Genomic DNA, 14,769 nt, shown 5'->3' on the forward strand with positions numbered 1-14,769 from the left:
CCGCAGGTCCCCTCGGCCCGCCCCTACGACACCCAGGCCGAAGAGCTGGATGTCCCCGACTTCCTGAAGTGACCGTGGAGCACGACGCGATACACGCGAGCGGCGCCCACTTCGCCTTCACCGACAGGTGGGGCGGGGTGAGCGCCGTTCCGTACGAGGAGCTCAACCTCGGCGGCGCGGTCGGCGACGACCCCGGCGCCGTACGGGCCAACCGGGCCGTCGCCGCGCGGGCCCTGGGCATCGACCCGGCCCTGGTCGTCTGGATGAACCAGGTGCACGGCAGGGACGTGGCCGTGGTCGACGGCCCGTGGGGGGACTCGCCCGTCCCGGCGGTCGACGGTGTGGTCACCGCCCGGCGGGGACTGGCGCTCGCGGTGCTGACCGCGGACTGCACCCCCGTCCTGCTGGCCGACCCGGTGGCGGGTGTCGCCGGCGCGGCGCACGCGGGCCGGCCCGGCACGGTCGCCGGCATCGTCCCGGCGACGGTCGAGGCGATGACCGCGCTCGGAGCAGAACCGGAACGCATCATCGCCCGCACCGGACCGGCCGTCTGCGGTCGCTGCTACGAAGTTCCCGAGCAGATGCGGGCAGAAGTCGCCGAAGTGGAACCGGCCGCATGGTCCGAGACCAGCTGGGGCACCCCGGCCGTCGACGTGACCGCGGCGGTGCACGCCCAGCTCGCCGCACTCGGCGTCACGGACCGGCGCGCGTCGGGCGTCTGCACCCTGGAGTCGCGCGACCACTACTCGTACCGCCGCGACCGGACCACCGGGCGGCTCGCCGGATACGTCTGGCTCGAAAGCCGGGAAGAGTCATGACGGACCGCACCACCGAACTCGCCGCCAACCTGGCCCGGGTGGAGGACCGGATCGCCGCCGCCTGCGAGGCCGCGGGCCGTGACCGGGGCGAGGTGACCCTGATCGTGGTCACCAAGACCTACCCCGCGTCCGACGTGAGAATCCTGCACGGACTCGGCGTCCGGCACATGGCGGAGAACCGCGACCAGGACGCGGCCCCGAAGGCGGCGGACTGCGCGGATCTGGACGTCCACTGGCATTTCGTGGGTCAGCTGCAGACCAACAAAGTCCGTTCTGTAGCGAGTTATGCCGATGTCGTGCAGTCCGTCGACCGGCCGAAGCTCGTCTCGGCCCTCTCCGCCGCCGCGGTGCGCGCGGGGCGGGAGATCGACTGCCTGGTCCAGGTCGCGCTCGACGCCGAGTCCGGGCAGCAGGGCGAGCGCGGGGGCGTGGCGCCCGACCGCATCGAGGAGTTGGCCGGCGCGGTGGCCGCCGCGCCGGGACTGCGGCTCGGCGGACTGATGACCGTCGCGCCGCTCGCCGGCCCTTACGCGGGGCGGCAACAGGCGGCGTTCGAGCGGCTGATGGAATTCTCATCCGGCCTGCGCGCGGCTCATCCGGCTGCGAACATGGTGTCAGCAGGGATGAGTGCGGACCTCGAGCAGGCCGTGGCGGCCGGAGCGACACATGTGCGCGTCGGTACCGCGGTACTCGGAGTCCGACCGAGGCTCCGGTAACGTCGCGAAGCAAGTCGGACCACAGTAGAAAATATGGTCATTCCCGCCGCAAGCGGGGCGGACCGAGTGGATACGGGCACTTGGTGACGAATGCCGATCCACCACAGAGCGGAGGACTCAGAGAATGGCCGGCGCTATGCGCAAGATGGCGGTCTACCTCGGCCTCGTGGAGGACGATGGGTACGACGGCCGGGGCTTCGACCCCGATGACGACTTCGAACCCGAGCCCGAGCCGGAGCGCGACCACCGGCGGCACGCGCCCCCGCACCAGATCGAGCGGGAGGAGCCGGTCAGGGTGGCCGCCCCGCCCGCACCGCGCGAGCCCATCGCCCTGCCGGTCGAGAGCCCGCGCCCGGCGCGTATCGCCCCCGTGGCATCCATCACACCTGAACGCCCGAGCCTGGAGAAGAACGCACCGGTGATCATGCCCAAGGCCGTGTCCGAGCGGGAGCCCTACCGCATCACCACGCTGCACCCCCGGACCTACAACGAGGCCCGTACCATCGGGGAACACTTCCGTGAGGGCACCCCGGTGATCATGAACCTCACGGAGATGGACGACACCGATGCGAAGCGACTTGTCGACTTTGCCGCGGGACTCGTCTTCGGCCTGCATGGCAGCATTGAGCGAGTGACGCAGAAGGTGTTCCTGTTGTCGCCTGCTAACGTCGATGTCACGGCTGAGGACAAGGCCCGCATCGCAGAGGGCGGATTCTTCAACCAGAGCTGAGGAAAGACACCGGGAACGACCCGGCCGCACGGCCGGCAACACGAGAGACCAGGGGAGAGGGAAGCGCGGGATGGGCGTCGCACTACAAGTGATCTACATCGCGCTGATGTGCTTCCTGGTCGTGTTGATCTTCCGGCTGGTCATGGACTACGTCTTCCAGTTCGCACGTTCATGGCAACCCGGCAAGGCGATGGTGGTCGTTCTGGAGGCCACCTACACTGTCACCGATCCACCGCTCAAGCTTCTGCGGCGATTCATCCCGCCGTTGCGTCTCGGGGGCGTGGCACTCGACCTGTCCTTCTTCGTTCTGATGATCATCGTCTACATCCTGATCTCCGTCGTCCGCGGCGTGGGGAGCTCGATGTGAGCGATACGGTCCTGCCGACTGCCGACGACTACGTAGAGGTGAAGAAGAGATGCCGCTGACCCCCGAGGACGTGCGGAACAAGCAGTTCACGACCGTCCGCCTCCGAGAAGGCTATGACGAGGACGAGGTCGATGCCTTCCTCGACGAGGTCGAAGCAGAGCTGACCCGTCTGCTCCGCGAGAACGAGGACCTGCGCGCCAAGCTGGCCGCAGCGACCCGTGCCGCCGCGCAGAACCAGCAGCAACAGGGCATGCGCAAACCGCCGGAGCCGCAGGACGGCCGCGGTCCCGGCGCACCCGTGCCCGCCGCCATATCCGGACCGCCGGTCCAGCAGCAGCCCCCGCAGATGGGTCCGCCCCAGCTGCCCGGTGGTGCTCCCCAGCTGCCGGCCGGTCCCAGCCACGGCGGCCCGCAGGGCCCCGGCGGCCCCATGGGCCCCGGCCCGATGCAGGGCGGCCCCATGGGCGGTCCGATGGGTGGCCCCATGGGTCACGGCGGCCCGCAGGGTCCCGGTCCGATGGGCCAGGGTCCGATGGGTCAGGGCCCGATGGGTCAGGGTCCCGGCGGCGACAGTGCCGCGCGCGTGCTCTCGCTGGCCCAGCAGACCGCCGACCAGGCGATCGCCGAGGCCCGCTCCGAGGCCAACAAGATCGTCGGCGAGGCGCGTTCGCGCGCCGAGGGCCTGGAGCGCGACGCCCGCGCCAAGGCCGACGCCCTCGAGCGGGACGCCCAGGAGAAGCACCGCGTCGCCATGGGCTCCCTCGAGTCCGCGCGCGCGACGCTGGAGCGCAAGGTCGAGGACCTGCGCGGCTTCGAGCGCGAGTACCGCACCCGCCTGAAGTCCTACCTGGAGTCGCAGCTGCGCCAGCTGGAGACCCAGGCCGACGACTCGCTGGCCCCGCCGCGCGCCCCCGCGGCGGCGTCGCTCCCGCCGTCCCCGGCGCCCTCCATGGCACCGGCCGGCGCGAGCGCCCCGTCCTACGGCGGCAACCAGACGATGGGCGGCCACGGCCCCTCGCCGTCCGGCCCTTCGTACGGCGGCCAGCAGCAGATGTCCCCGGCGATGACCCAGCCGATGGCACCGGTGCGGCCGCAGGCGCCGCAGCCGATGCAGCAGGCGCCGTCGCCGATGCGGGGCTTTCTGATCGACGAGGACGACAACTGACGGCCCGCGCGTGACGGTCGGCAGACCCAGGGCCGGGCCCGGAAGCACACCAGTGCTCCGGGCCCGGCCCTTTTTGCGTGCGGGGGTGCGCGTTCCTGGGCGGGGGCGGGGCCGCTGCGCGGGGCTCTCCCCTCCCCGCCCCTTCCCGAACCGGGCTCGGCCCGGACCCGCACCGCGCTGCGTGCGGACCGAACGGGGCTCCGCGCGGACCTGCACCGGGCTGCGTGCGGACCTGCACCGGGCTGCGTGCGGACCGAACGGGGCTGCGTGCGGACCTGCACCGGGCTGCGTGCGGACCCGCACCGGGCTCCGCCCGGACCTGCACCGCGCTGCGCGCGGACCCGCACCGGGCTCCGCCCGGACCCGCACCGCGCTGCGCGCGGACCCGCACCGGGCTCCGCCCGGACCCGCACCGCGCTGCGCGCGGACCCGCACCGGGCTCCGCCCGGACCTGCACCGCGCTGCGCGCGGTCGCCTCAATCGCCGGCGGGGCTGGGGTGGTGGAGAGTGTCCGGCCGTGAGCACGGTTCCGCCGAAGTGGTCCGTCTCACGCGCCCATGGTCTCCGCCCGGGCCCGTGCAGCGCCGCGCACGCGGTGCCCTCAAGCGCCGGGCGGGCCCGGGTGATGGTGTGGGCCGGGAGCTGTCGGCCGTCGCTGGGGCGGTCGCGCCGGCCTATCGGCTTCTGCGCGCGCCCAGTCCGCGGGCGCTGCGCCCGTACTGCGCCGCGCACGCGGTGCCCTCAAGCGCCGGGCGGGCCGGGGGCTCGGGAGCTGTGGCCGTCGCTGGGGCAGGGCGGTCTCGCGGGCGGATCGCTCTCCGCCCGGGCCCGTTCCGCGCTGCACGCGGGTGCTCAAGCGCCGGGCGGGCCGGGTGGGTCGGTGTTCGCCGGAGACGGAGATGGCGGCCGGTCCGCCGGGAAGCGGGGCGACAGCCGAGCGGGGACCGGTATGGGGGGCGTCACCCCCGCCCCGGCGGCGGCTGGGGCGGCTTGTCGGCCTCGCCGGCGATTGAGGCGCGGGGGTGCGGGGGCAGCGCCCCCGTGAAGCGGAAGGGCCCGGCGGTGCCGGGCCCTTCCGAAGCGTCGTGCCCGTGCAGCGGGAGGGCCCGGCGGTGCCGGGCCCTCCCGGGGGTCACGCCTTGCGGAGGCGGAACGTCAGGGACAGGCCCTCGTCGGTGAAGGCCGGGCCGAAGGACCCGTCCCCGTCCCCGGCGGCGAAGTCCGTCGCCAGCACCTCGTCCGCGATCAGGGTCGCGTGGTCGGCCAGGGCGGAGTCGACCTCGGGGTCGGAGGACGACCAGCGCAGCGCGATCCGGTCCGCGACGTCCAGGCCGCTGTTCTTGCGGGCCTCCTGGATGAGGCGGATCGCGTCACGCGCCAGACCCGCGCGCCGCAGTTCCGGCGTGATCTCCAGGTCGAGGGCGACCGTCGCGCCCGAGTCCGAGGCGACGGACCAGCCCTCGCGCGGGGTCTCGGTGATGATGACCTCCTCCGGCGAGAGGGCGATCGTCTCGCCGCCGACCTCCAGCGTCGCCTCGCCCGAGCGCAGTGCCAGCGAGAGCGCGGCGGCGTCCGCCGCCGCGACCGCCTTGGCCACGTCCTGGACGCCCTTGCCGAAACGCTTGCCCAGCGCCCGGAAGTTGGCCTTCGCCGTGGTGTCGACGAGCGAGCCGCCCACCTCGGAGAGCGACGCGAGCGAGGAGACGTTCAGCTCCTCGGTGATCTGCGCGTGCAGCTCGGGGGAGAGCGTCTCGAAGCCGGAGACGGCCACCAGGGCGCGCGACAGCGGCTGGCGGGTCTTGACGCCGGACTCCGCGCGCGTCGCCCGTCCCAGCTCCACCAGGCGCCGCACCAGCACCATCTGCTGCGACAGCGCCGGGTCGATCGCGTCCAGGTCGGCGACCGGCCACGAGGACAGGTGCACCGACTCGGGGGCGTCCGGGGTGACCGGGACGACGAGGTCCTGCCACACCCGCTCGGTGATGAACGGCGTGAGCGGGGCCATCAGCCGCGTCACGGTCTCCACGACGTCGTGCAGGGTGCGCAGGGCCGCCGCGTCGCCCTGCCAGAAGCGGCGGCGGGAGCGGCGCACGTACCAGTTGGACAGGTCGTCGACGAAGGCCGACAGCAGCTTCCCGGCCCGCTGGGTGTCGTAGGCCTCCAGCGCCTGGGTCACCTGGTCGACCAGGGCGTGCAGTTCGCTCAGCAGCCACCGGTCGAGGACCGTGCGGTCGGCGGGCGCCGGGTCGGCCGCGGAGGGCGCCCAGTTCGACGTGCGGGCGTACAGCGCCTGGAAGGCGACGGTGTTCCAGTACGTCAGCAGGGTCTTGCGCACGACCTCCTGGATCGTGCCGTGACCCACGCGCCGCGCCGCCCACGGCGATCCGCCGGCCGCCATGAACCAGCGCACCGCGTCCGCGCCGTGCTGGTCCATCAGCGGGATGGGCTGGAGGATGTTGCCCAGGTGCTTGGACATCTTGCGGCCGTCCTCGGCCAGGATGTGCCCGAGGCAGACCACGTTCTCGTACGAGGACTTGTCGAAGACCAGCGTGCCGACGGCCATCAGCGTGTAGAACCAGCCGCGGGTCTGGTCGATGGCCTCCGAGATGAACTGCGCCGGGTAGCGCTTCTCGAAGACGTCCTTGTTCTTGTACGGGTAGCCCCACTGCGCGAAGGGCATCGAACCGGAGTCGTACCAGGCGTCGATGACCTCCGGCACGCGCGTCGCCGTGGCGGAGCACTGCGGGCAGTCGAAGGTGACGTCGTCGATGTACGGGCGGTGCGGGTCGAGGCCCGACTGGTCCGTGCCGGTCAGCTCCGAGAGCTCGGCGAGCGAGCCGACGCAGGTGAGGTGGTCGTCCTCGCAGCGCCAGATCGGCAGCGGCGTGCCCCAGTAGCGGTTCCGGGAGAGCGCCCAGTCGATGTTGTTGTTCAGCCAGTCGCCGTACCGGCCCTGCTTGACCGAGTCGGGGAACCAGTTGGTCGCCTCGTTCTCCGCGAGCAGGCGGTCCTTGATCGCCGTGGTGCGGATGTACCAGGACGGCTGCGCGTAGTAGAGCAGCGCCGTGTGGCAGCGCCAGCAGTGCGGGTAGCTGTGCTCGTACGGGATGTGCCGGAACAGCAGCCCGCGCGTCAGGAGGTCCTCGGTCAGCGCCTCGTCGGCCTTCTTGAAGAAGACACCGCCGACGAGCGGCACGTCCTCCTCGAAGGTGCCGTCCGGGCGTACGGGGTTCACCACGGGCAGGCCGTACGCACGGCAGACCTTGAGGTCGTCCTCACCGAACGCGGGTGACTGGTGGACCAGACCCGTACCGTCCTCGGTCGTGACGTACTCGGCGTTGACGACGTAGTGGGCGGGGGCCGGGAACTCCACCAGCTCGAACGGCCGCCGGTACGTCCAGCGCTCCATCTCGGCGCCGGTGAACGTGGTGCCGGTGGCCTCCCAGCCCTCGCCGAGCGCCTTCTCCAGCAGCGGCTCGGCGACGACGAGCTGCTCGGAGTCCTCGTCGCCGGTGCGGCGTGCCACCGTGTAGGTGACCTCGGGGTGGGCGGCGACCGCCGTGTTGGACACCAGCGTCCAGGGGGTGGTCGTCCACACGACCAGGGAGGCCCGGCCCGCCAGCGGGCCGGAGGTCAGCGGGAAGCGCACGTAGACCGACGGGTCCACGACCGTCTCGTAGCCCTGCGCCAGCTCGTGGTCGGACAGGCCGGTGCCGCAGCGCGGACACCAGGGGGCGACCCGGTGGTCCTGGACGAGCAGGTCCTTGTCGAAGATCTGCTTGAGCGACCACCACACGGACTGGATGTAGTCCGGGTCCATCGTGCGGTAGGGGTCGTCCATGTCGGTCCAGTAGCCCATGCGCGTCGTCAGCTCGGCGAACGCGTCCGTGTGCCGGGTCACCGACTCGCGGCAGCGGGCGTTGAACTCGGCGATGCCGTACGCCTCGATGTCCTTCTTGCCGGAGAAGCCGAGCTCCTTCTCGACGGCGAGCTCGACCGGCAGGCCGTGGCAGTCCCAGCCGGCCTTGCGGGCGACGTGGTAGCCGCGCATGGTGCGGAAGCGGGGGAAGACGTCCTTGAAGACGCGGGCCTCGATGTGGTGCGCGCCGGGCATGCCGTTGGCCGTGGGCGGGCCCTCGTAGAAGACCCACTCGGGGCGTCCCTCGGACTGTTCCAGGGACTTGGCGAAGATCTTGCTCTCGCGCCAGAAGTCGAGCACGGCGTGCTCGAGCGCGGGCAGGTCTACCTGGGCGGGCACCTGGCGGTACTGCGGCGGCGTCATCGGTCTCCTCCGGCGGACTGTCGCTCGTTCCGTCGGAGGGACGAGAGCCGACACGCTGCGCTCCCGCGGTACCACCCTCCTTGGCCCCGGGCCCGCAGACCCAGGACCCCCTCATTGGGGTCGCGATGCCGGTTCTACTCGCCTGGGCGGCTTTCTTCCGGCGGCTCCGGGGTGATGCTTCGCCTCGCGCTCGCCCCCGGGCTCTCACCGTCCCCGGGTCGCTCATGGCTGCGTACGACGCTACTGGTCCCCATCCATGCCTTTCGCTGCGCCCAGTGTAAAGGCCCGGCGCCCCCGTCGCGGACCGCATTTCCGGGCACGGGGCGAGGGCGGGCGCGGGCCGCGGCCGGAGCCGGAGGGTTGGGCCGAATGCCGCATGGGAGGCGCGGGGGCGTGCCCCGCGCGCCGGGGGCGGATTACGGGGCGGGGAGCTGGGCACAACCGATGCAGACCCGGCCTCCCGCAGCCGTGACCGGGCCGAAGCGGCGGCGTGCCCCGTTGCCGCCGGGCTGGTGTCGATTTATCGTCCCAGCACGATTCGCGAGCAAGATCACAAAATGTGAAGGGGCCGCGGCCATGGTGGCGAAGAAGACCGCCGACACATCGGCGCACTCCCGTTCCGCCGCCGCGTCCGCGCCGGCGGGGGACCACGCGAAGAAGACCGCGAAGAAGGCACCGGCGAAGGCCGCCGCCAAGAAGACGGCCGCACGGAAGACGGCCGCGAAGAAGAGCACGGAGAAGGCGCCGGCCAAGGCAGCGGCGAAGAAGGCCGCGAAGAAGACGGCGCCGGGCGGGACCGCGGCGGCGGAGGCCGCGGCCGCGACGACCACCGCGGGCACGGTGCCCGCGGACACGGCGTCCGGGGCCGGAGGTCCGGGCCCCCGGACGGCGGGGGGACCGGCCGCCGCTTCGGCGGCCGGCGAGCAGGCCGCGAACGCGGCCGCGACGCAGACAGGAGCCAGGACGGTGGGAACGAAGAAGACCGCGGCCGAGAGCGCCGCAGGTGTGCCCACGGCCCGTACGGCGGCCGCCACGCCGCCCGGTGAGCTGGCGGTGCGCCCGGGGGAGGACCCCTGGACCGCCGCGGAGGTGGACGAGGCGCGCACGGACCTGGAGGGCGAGGCGGCCCGGCTCACCGCCGAGATCACCTCCTCGGAGAGCGCGCTCGCTGGGCTCATGCGGGATTCCGGCGACGGCGCCGGCGACGACGAGGCGGACACCGGCACCAAGAACATCACCCGCGAGCACGAGATGGCCCTCGCCGCGAACGCCCGCGAGATGCTGGAGCAGACCGAGCGGGCGCTGGAACGGCTGGACGCCGGGACCTACGGACTCTGCGAGAGCTGCGGAAACCCGATCGGCAAGGCCCGGATGCAGGCGTTCCCCCGCGCGACGCTGTGCGTCGAGTGCAAGCAGAAGCAGGAACGCCGGGGCTGATGCCGCACGTGTGTGCCGTACCCTCGTGCGCAGGGACCCCGTCCGGCTGGTGTCACGCCGGACCGTGACGCCCGCACGACACGTCGCCGCGCCGCCGGCGGCCCCGCGGCCCTGCCGCCGGGCCACCGGGGCGCGGTGCGGCGCGTCGTCGGCGCCTCGCGGGGCCCGGGCCGTGCGGGACCTCGTCCCGGCGGCCCGGTCCGCCGGACGGCCCGCTGTCAGGCACCTAGGTTGAGGGACTCACGTGGCAGAGGCGGAGCGCATCATCGGTACGCCGGATGGTGACGACGAGGCGGCGGAGCCGGCCGAGCAGCCCAAGGGCAGGCGCAGGATCGTCGCGCTGTTCGTGGTGGCGGTCGTGGCCTATCTGTTCGACCTGATCAGCAAGATCATCGTGGTCGAGAAGCTGGAGCACCACGAGCCGATCGAGATCATCGGCGACCTGCTCAGGTTCGAGGCGGTGCGCAACCCGGGCGCCGCGTTCGGCATGGGCGAGGCCTTCACCGTCATCTTCACCTTCATCGCCGCGTCCGTGATCGTCGTGATCATCCGGCTCGCGCGCAAGCTGTACAGCCTGCCCTGGGCCATCGCCCTCGGTCTGCTGCTCGGCGGGGCGCTCGGCAACCTCACGGACCGCGTCTTCCGGTCGCCCGGCGTCTTCGAGGGCGCGGTCGTGGACTTCATCGCGCCCGCGCACTTCGCGGTCTTCAACCTCGCCGACTCGGCGATCGTCTGCGGCGGCATCCTCATCGTGCTGCTGTCGTTCAGGGGCCTGGACCCCGACGGGACGGTCCACAAGGACTGACAAGGCATACTCGACGGGTGAGTACCCTTCCCGAGATCCGCACCCTGCCCGTACCCGACGGCCTGGAGGGCGAGCGCGTCGACGCCGCCATCTCCCGGATGTTCGGCTTCTCCCGTACCAAGGCGGCCGAGCTGGCCGCGGCCGGGAAGGTGCAGGTCGACGGCTCCGTCGTCGGGAAGTCCGAGCGGGTGCACGGCGGTGCCTGGCTCGAGGTCGAGATGCCGCAGGCGCCCGCGCCCGTGCAGATCGTGGCCGAGCCCGTCGAGGGCATGGAGATCGTGCACGACGACGACGACATCGTGGTGATCGTCAAGCCGGTCGGAGTCGCCGCCCACCCGAGCCCCGGCTGGACCGGGACGACCGTGATCGGCGGCCTGGCCGCCGCCGGGTACCGCATCTCCACCTCCGGCGCCGCCGAGCGCCAGGGCATCGTCCACCGGCTCGACGTCGGCACCTCCGGGCTCATGGTGGTCGCGAAGTCGGAGCGCGCGTACACCCTGCTCAAGCAGCAGTTCCGGGAGCGGACGGTCGACAAGCGCTACCACGCGCTGGTGCAGGGCCACCCGGACCCGCTCAGCGGCACCATCGACGCGCCCATCGGCCGGCACCCCAACCTCGACTACAAGTGGGCGGTCACGGCCGAGGGCAAGCCCTCGGTCACCCACTACGACCTCATCGAGGCGTTCCGCGCGGCCTCGCTCCTCGACATCAAGCTGGAGACCGGCCGCACCCATCAGATCCGGGTGCACATGGCCGCCCACCGGCACCCCTGCGTGGGGGACCTCACCTACGGCGCCGACCCCACGATGGCCAAGCGGCTCGGACTGACCCGGCAGTGGCTGCACGCCGTGCGCCTCGGCTTCGAGCACCCCGCCGACGGGCAGTGGGTCGAATTCGCCAGCGACTACCCGGACGACCTCCAGCAGGCCCTCGACAAGATCGCGGCAGAGAGCGCGTGAGCGGCTGGAGCATCCGGGTCGCCGTCGGCCCGGCCGACCGCGAGGCGTGCTTCGCGGTCCGCAAGGAGGTCTTCGTCGCCGAGCAGCGGGTGCCCGAGGACATCGAGTACGACGCCTTCGACGCCGAGGGCTCCGGCACCGTCCACGTCCTCGCCGTCCGGGACGACGGCGTGCCGCTGGGCACGGGCCGGCTGCTGCACGGACATGCGGCCGCCGGCCGGACCGGCGGCGACCTTTCCGTCGGATCGCTCGGCCGGCTCGCGGTGTCCCGGGCCGTCCGCGGGCTGGGCATCGGCAAGGCGCTGGTCGGCGCGATCGAGGATGCGGCCCGCGAGCGGGGGCTCGCCGCCGTCGACCTGCACGCGCAGTCGCACGCGCTGGGCTTCTACGAGCGTCTCGGCTACGTGGCGTACGGCGAGGAGTACCAGGACGCGGGCATCCCGCACCGCTCGATGCGGCGCTCGCTGAGCGGCTGAGGCAGGGACGGCCGGGTCCGCGGGCGGACGCGGAAGCCTGCGCGGCGGGTGACCGCGGGGCGGGGCGCCGGCGCTTCGGCGGCAGCCGCGGTGGCGTCGCGCCGGGTTCGGCCGGGCCCCGTGGCAGGGTTGGGACCTCGATCGCCGAGGTCTTGATCCGCCGGAGGACGCACCGTGGACCAACTGGCGCTGCTGTTCGCGCTGTTGTTCGGAGCGGTGGTGACCGTGCCGCTGGGCCGGCGGCTGGGGCTGCCGCCGCCGGTGCTGATGACCCTGGCCGGCATCGTGCTGGCCTTCCTCCCGTTCGTGCCGAACATCGAGGTGCCGCCCGATCTGATCCTGCCGCTGCTGCTGCCGCCGTTGCTCTACGCGGCAGTCCAGCGCACCTCCTGGCGCCAGTTCGCCGCCAACGCCCGGCCGATCCTGCTGCTCGCCGTCGCGCTGGTCTTCGTGACCACCGCCGCGGTCGCCGCCGCCGCCCACGCCGTGGTGCCCGGTCTCCCGGTGGCCGCCGCCGTCGCGCTCGGCGCGCTCGTCGCGCCGCCCGATCCGGTCGCCGCCACCGCGGTCGCCGGTTCGCTCGGGCTGCCGCGGCGGCTGGTGTCGATCATGGAAGGGGAGGGGCTCTTCAACGACGTGACCGCCATCGTGCTCTACCACGTGGCGATCGCTGCGGCCGTGAGCGGCGAGTTCTCCGTCGGACGGGCAGCGGGCGAGCTGGTGCTGTCGGCGGTCGTCGCCGTCGCGGTCGGTCTCGCGCTCGGCTGGGTCTCCAACAAGGTCATGGGCCTGCTCGGCGACCCGACCCTGCAGACCGGCCTCACCGTGATGGTGCCGTTCGCCGCCTACGTGCTGGCCGAGGAACTCCTGGGCTCCGGGGTGCTGGCGGTGCTGACCTGCGCCCTGTACCTCGCCGAGCACACGGCCGACGCCGACGACGTGATGGGCCGGCTGGCCGGGAACACCTTCTGGGAGATCCTCGACACCCTGATCACCGGGATCGCCTTCGGGCTCATCGGCCTCGAACTGCACAACGTGTTCGGCACCGCGGAAGGGCACCTGGGCGAACTGCTCGGCTGGAGCGCCGTGGTGGTCGCCGTCGTCGTCGGCGTACGGCTGCTGTGGCTGCTGCCCGCCGCCTGGCTCGCCAAGCGCCTGCACCGCAAGCGCGACTACGACGAGGACGTGCCGACCAGCTGGCGGGAGACCGTCGTGCTGTGGTGGGCGGGGATGCGGGGCGTCGCCTCCGTCGCGCTGGCCCTCGCGATCCCCCTCACGACGGACGCGGGCGACGAGTTCCCCCTGCGGGGCGAGATCGTCTTCATCGCGTTCGCCGTGATCATGGCCACCCTGGTGTGCCAGGGCATCAGCCTGCCGTGGCTGGTGAGACGCCTGGGCGTGCGGGCCGACGCCGGGGCCGAACGGGAACTGGAACGCAGCCTCGCCCTGCGCGCCGCGAAGGCGGCGAAGCGCCGGCTCAAGGAGATCGAGGAGACGGAGGAACTGCCCGAGGAGGCCAGCGAGCGGCTGCTGCGCGGCGCCTTCGACATCGGGGCGCGGATCAGCCCGGACATCGTCGACGACGAGCGCCGGGAGTGGTTCGCCAAGCGCGTCGAGCGGTTCGCGACCGTGCAGCGCATCCAGCGGGAGATGCTGTCGGCCGCCCGCCACGAGGTGCTCGCGGCGCGCAGCGAACCCGGCGTCGACCCGGAGGTCGTCGACCGGGTGCTGCACCACCTCGACGTGCGCAGCCTGCGCTGACGCCGCCGGGCGGCCCGCCGGTGTGCGGGCCGCCCGACGCCTCAGCCGCGGCCCGTGCGGGGAGCTTCGCCGTTCGCGGAGGCGCCGTCGGGCCGCAGGTACTCCTGGGAGTTGTCGCTGTGCACCTCGGAGGCGCGGGGCGCCCCGACGCGGCCCGTCGCGCCGCCCGCGGGCCGTTCCGCGGCCGGGGAGGTGATCACCCGCGGCAGCGCGTACGGGTGCTTCTCGCAGAGCCAGGCGAGCAGTTGCTCGCGCACCGTGCAGCGGGCCGTCCAGATGTCGTCGGCGTCCTTGGCGGTGACGACGGCGCGCACCTGGATGGTGCTCGGGGTGGTGTCGGTGACCGCGAGGCTCCAGTCGCGGCGGTCCCACGCGGTGCAGTCCTCCAGGATCTCGCGCAGCTTCTCCCGTATCAGCGGCACCGGCGCCGAGTGGTCCAGGTGGAAGTAGACGGTGCCCGTCATCTGGGCACCGCCGCGCGACCAGTTCTCGAACGGCTTGCTCGTGAAGTACGACACCGGCATGGTGATCCGGCGCTCGTCCCAGGTGCGGACCGCGAGGAAGGTGAGCGTGACCTCCTCGACCACACCCCACTCGCCGTCGACCACGACCGTGTCCCCGATGCGCACCATGTCGCCGAAGGCGATCTGGAAGCCGGCGAAGAGATTGCCCAGCGTGGACTGCGCCGCGACACCGGCGACGATGCCGATGATGCCCGCGGAGGCCAGCATCGAGGTGCCGATCTTCTCCATGCCGGGGAAGGTCAGCAGCATCGAGGCGGCCGCCACCACGGCCACCACCGCCGTGACGATCCTCATGATGAGTGTCACCTGGGTGCGCACCCGGCGGACCCGGGCGGCGTCCCTGGTGGCGGACGCGTAGCGTGCGTAGGTCGACTCCACGGCGGCCGAGGCGATGTGGACGATCAGCCAGGCGCTGGCCGCGATCAGCACCAGGGACAGGACGTGGCCGATCCCCGCCCGGTAGTCCATGACGAGGGGGTGGCGGATCTCGCCGTACGCGGCGCGCAGCAGCGCTCCGAGCAGCACCACCTGCAGGGGGAACCGGCAGCGGCGCAACAGGCCCCACAGCGGCGTCTCCGGGTGGCGGGCGTCGGCGCGGCGCAGCACCAGATCGACGGCCCAGCCGACGCAGAGCGTCAGCAACACCGAGCCGCCGACGACGATCAGCGGGCGCAGTACGTTCTCCATGTCTCCCTGACTCCGTGACGGGAAGGCTCCTCGCGCGAGGCG

Annotated in this window: 12 protein-coding genes; 10 read left to right on the forward strand and 2 right to left on the reverse strand. The window is 72.7% G+C overall.

Annotated features, from left to right (window positions below; all coding sequences use genetic code 11):
* Positions 1-68: 68 nt before the first annotated feature.
* The 5 genes from pgeF to EAO77_RS23610 all read left to right on the forward strand — a co-directional run bounded on the left by pgeF (position 69) and on the right by EAO77_RS23610 (position 3,796).
* The gene (gene pgeF / locus EAO77_RS23590; protein ID WP_147990987.1) at positions 69-818 is read left to right on the forward strand and encodes a peptidoglycan editing factor PgeF; all 750 of its coding nucleotides are present in this window, start codon (positions 69-71) and stop codon (positions 816-818) included.
* Entirely contained in the window at positions 815-1,534 is a 720-nt protein-coding gene (locus tag EAO77_RS23595; RefSeq protein ID WP_147990295.1) for a YggS family pyridoxal phosphate-dependent enzyme, read from the forward strand. The genes pgeF and EAO77_RS23595 overlap by 4 nt, the downstream gene beginning before the upstream one ends.
* Before the next feature lie 124 nt (positions 1,535-1,658).
* Positions 1,659-2,264: a cell division protein SepF gene (locus EAO77_RS23600; RefSeq protein WP_147990296.1), complete on the forward strand. Its 606-nt coding sequence runs from the start codon at positions 1,659-1,661 to the stop codon at positions 2,262-2,264.
* A gap of 70 nt (positions 2,265-2,334) precedes the next feature.
* Positions 2,335-2,631 carry a YggT family protein gene (locus EAO77_RS23605; protein ID WP_018848748.1) on the forward strand — a complete coding sequence of 99 codons (297 nt, stop codon included), beginning with the start codon at positions 2,335-2,337 and terminating at the stop codon, positions 2,629-2,631.
* Positions 2,632-2,680: 49 nt separating this feature from the next.
* Entirely contained in the window at positions 2,681-3,796 is a 1,116-nt protein-coding gene (locus tag EAO77_RS23610) for a DivIVA domain-containing protein (protein WP_147990297.1), read from the forward strand.
* A 1,132-nt stretch (positions 3,797-4,928) separates the two neighbouring features.
* Here the strand turns inward: EAO77_RS23610 and ileS are convergent.
* On the reverse strand, positions 4,929-8,078 hold the full coding sequence (ileS, locus tag EAO77_RS23615; RefSeq protein ID WP_147990298.1) for an isoleucine--tRNA ligase: 3,150 nt from the start codon (positions 8,076-8,078) through the stop codon (positions 4,929-4,931).
* A gap of 576 nt (positions 8,079-8,654) precedes the next feature.
* Between ileS and EAO77_RS23625 the strand changes: the two genes are divergently transcribed.
* From EAO77_RS23625 to EAO77_RS23645, 5 genes are all read left to right on the forward strand, one after another.
* Positions 8,655-9,515 carry a TraR/DksA family transcriptional regulator gene (locus EAO77_RS23625; protein WP_147990300.1) on the forward strand — a complete coding sequence of 287 codons (861 nt, stop codon included), beginning with the start codon at positions 8,655-8,657 and terminating at the stop codon, positions 9,513-9,515.
* A 244-nt stretch (positions 9,516-9,759) separates the two neighbouring features.
* Complete coding sequence (gene lspA, locus EAO77_RS23630) at positions 9,760-10,320, forward strand: signal peptidase II (protein ID WP_147990301.1); 561 nt, start codon at positions 9,760-9,762, stop codon at positions 10,318-10,320.
* A gap of 17 nt (positions 10,321-10,337) precedes the next feature.
* Entirely contained in the window at positions 10,338-11,279 is a 942-nt protein-coding gene (locus EAO77_RS23635) for an RluA family pseudouridine synthase (protein WP_147990302.1), read from the forward strand.
* Positions 11,276-11,755 (forward strand): GNAT family N-acetyltransferase, encoded by a 480-nt coding sequence (locus tag EAO77_RS23640; RefSeq protein WP_147990303.1) that lies wholly within the window; start codon positions 11,276-11,278, stop codon positions 11,753-11,755. The genes EAO77_RS23635 and EAO77_RS23640 overlap by 4 nt, the downstream gene beginning before the upstream one ends.
* Positions 11,756-11,929: 174 nt before the next feature.
* Positions 11,930-13,516 carry a Na+/H+ antiporter gene (locus EAO77_RS23645; RefSeq protein WP_147990304.1) on the forward strand — a complete coding sequence of 529 codons (1,587 nt, stop codon included), beginning with the start codon at positions 11,930-11,932 and terminating at the stop codon, positions 13,514-13,516.
* A 41-nt stretch (positions 13,517-13,557) separates the two neighbouring features.
* On the opposite strand, the gene EAO77_RS23650 is transcribed toward EAO77_RS23645, so the two are convergent.
* Positions 13,558-14,727 (reverse strand): mechanosensitive ion channel family protein, encoded by a 1,170-nt coding sequence (locus EAO77_RS23650; RefSeq protein WP_147990305.1) that lies wholly within the window; start codon positions 14,725-14,727, stop codon positions 13,558-13,560.
* Positions 14,728-14,769 lie beyond the last annotated feature (42 nt).

This window comes from Streptomyces sp. T39 (assembly GCF_008042045.1).
In the GTDB taxonomy this organism is placed as follows: Bacteria; Actinomycetota; Actinomycetes; order Streptomycetales; family Streptomycetaceae; genus Streptomyces.

What these genes read in the sequence shown, in the direction of transcription:
- EAO77_RS23595 (WP_147990295.1), top strand. Translation starts at nt 815, where the DNA reads ATGACGGACCGCACCACCGAACTCGCCGCCAACCTGGCCCGGGTGGAG.
- EAO77_RS23600 (WP_147990296.1), top strand. Translation starts at nt 1,659, where the DNA reads ATGGCCGGCGCTATGCGCAAGATGGCGGTCTACCTCGGCCTCGTGGAG.
- EAO77_RS23605 (WP_018848748.1), top strand. Translation starts at nt 2,335, where the DNA reads ATGGGCGTCGCACTACAAGTGATCTACATCGCGCTGATGTGCTTCCTG.
- EAO77_RS23610 (WP_147990297.1), top strand. Translation starts at nt 2,681, where the DNA reads ATGCCGCTGACCCCCGAGGACGTGCGGAACAAGCAGTTCACGACCGTC.
- ileS (WP_147990298.1), bottom strand. Translation starts at nt 8,078, where the DNA reads ATGACGCCGCCGCAGTACCGCCAGGTGCCCGCCCAGGTAGACCTGCCC.
- EAO77_RS23625 (WP_147990300.1), top strand. Translation starts at nt 8,655, where the DNA reads ATGGTGGCGAAGAAGACCGCCGACACATCGGCGCACTCCCGTTCCGCC.
- EAO77_RS23650 (WP_147990305.1), bottom strand. Translation starts at nt 14,727, where the DNA reads ATGGAGAACGTACTGCGCCCGCTGATCGTCGTCGGCGGCTCGGTGTTG.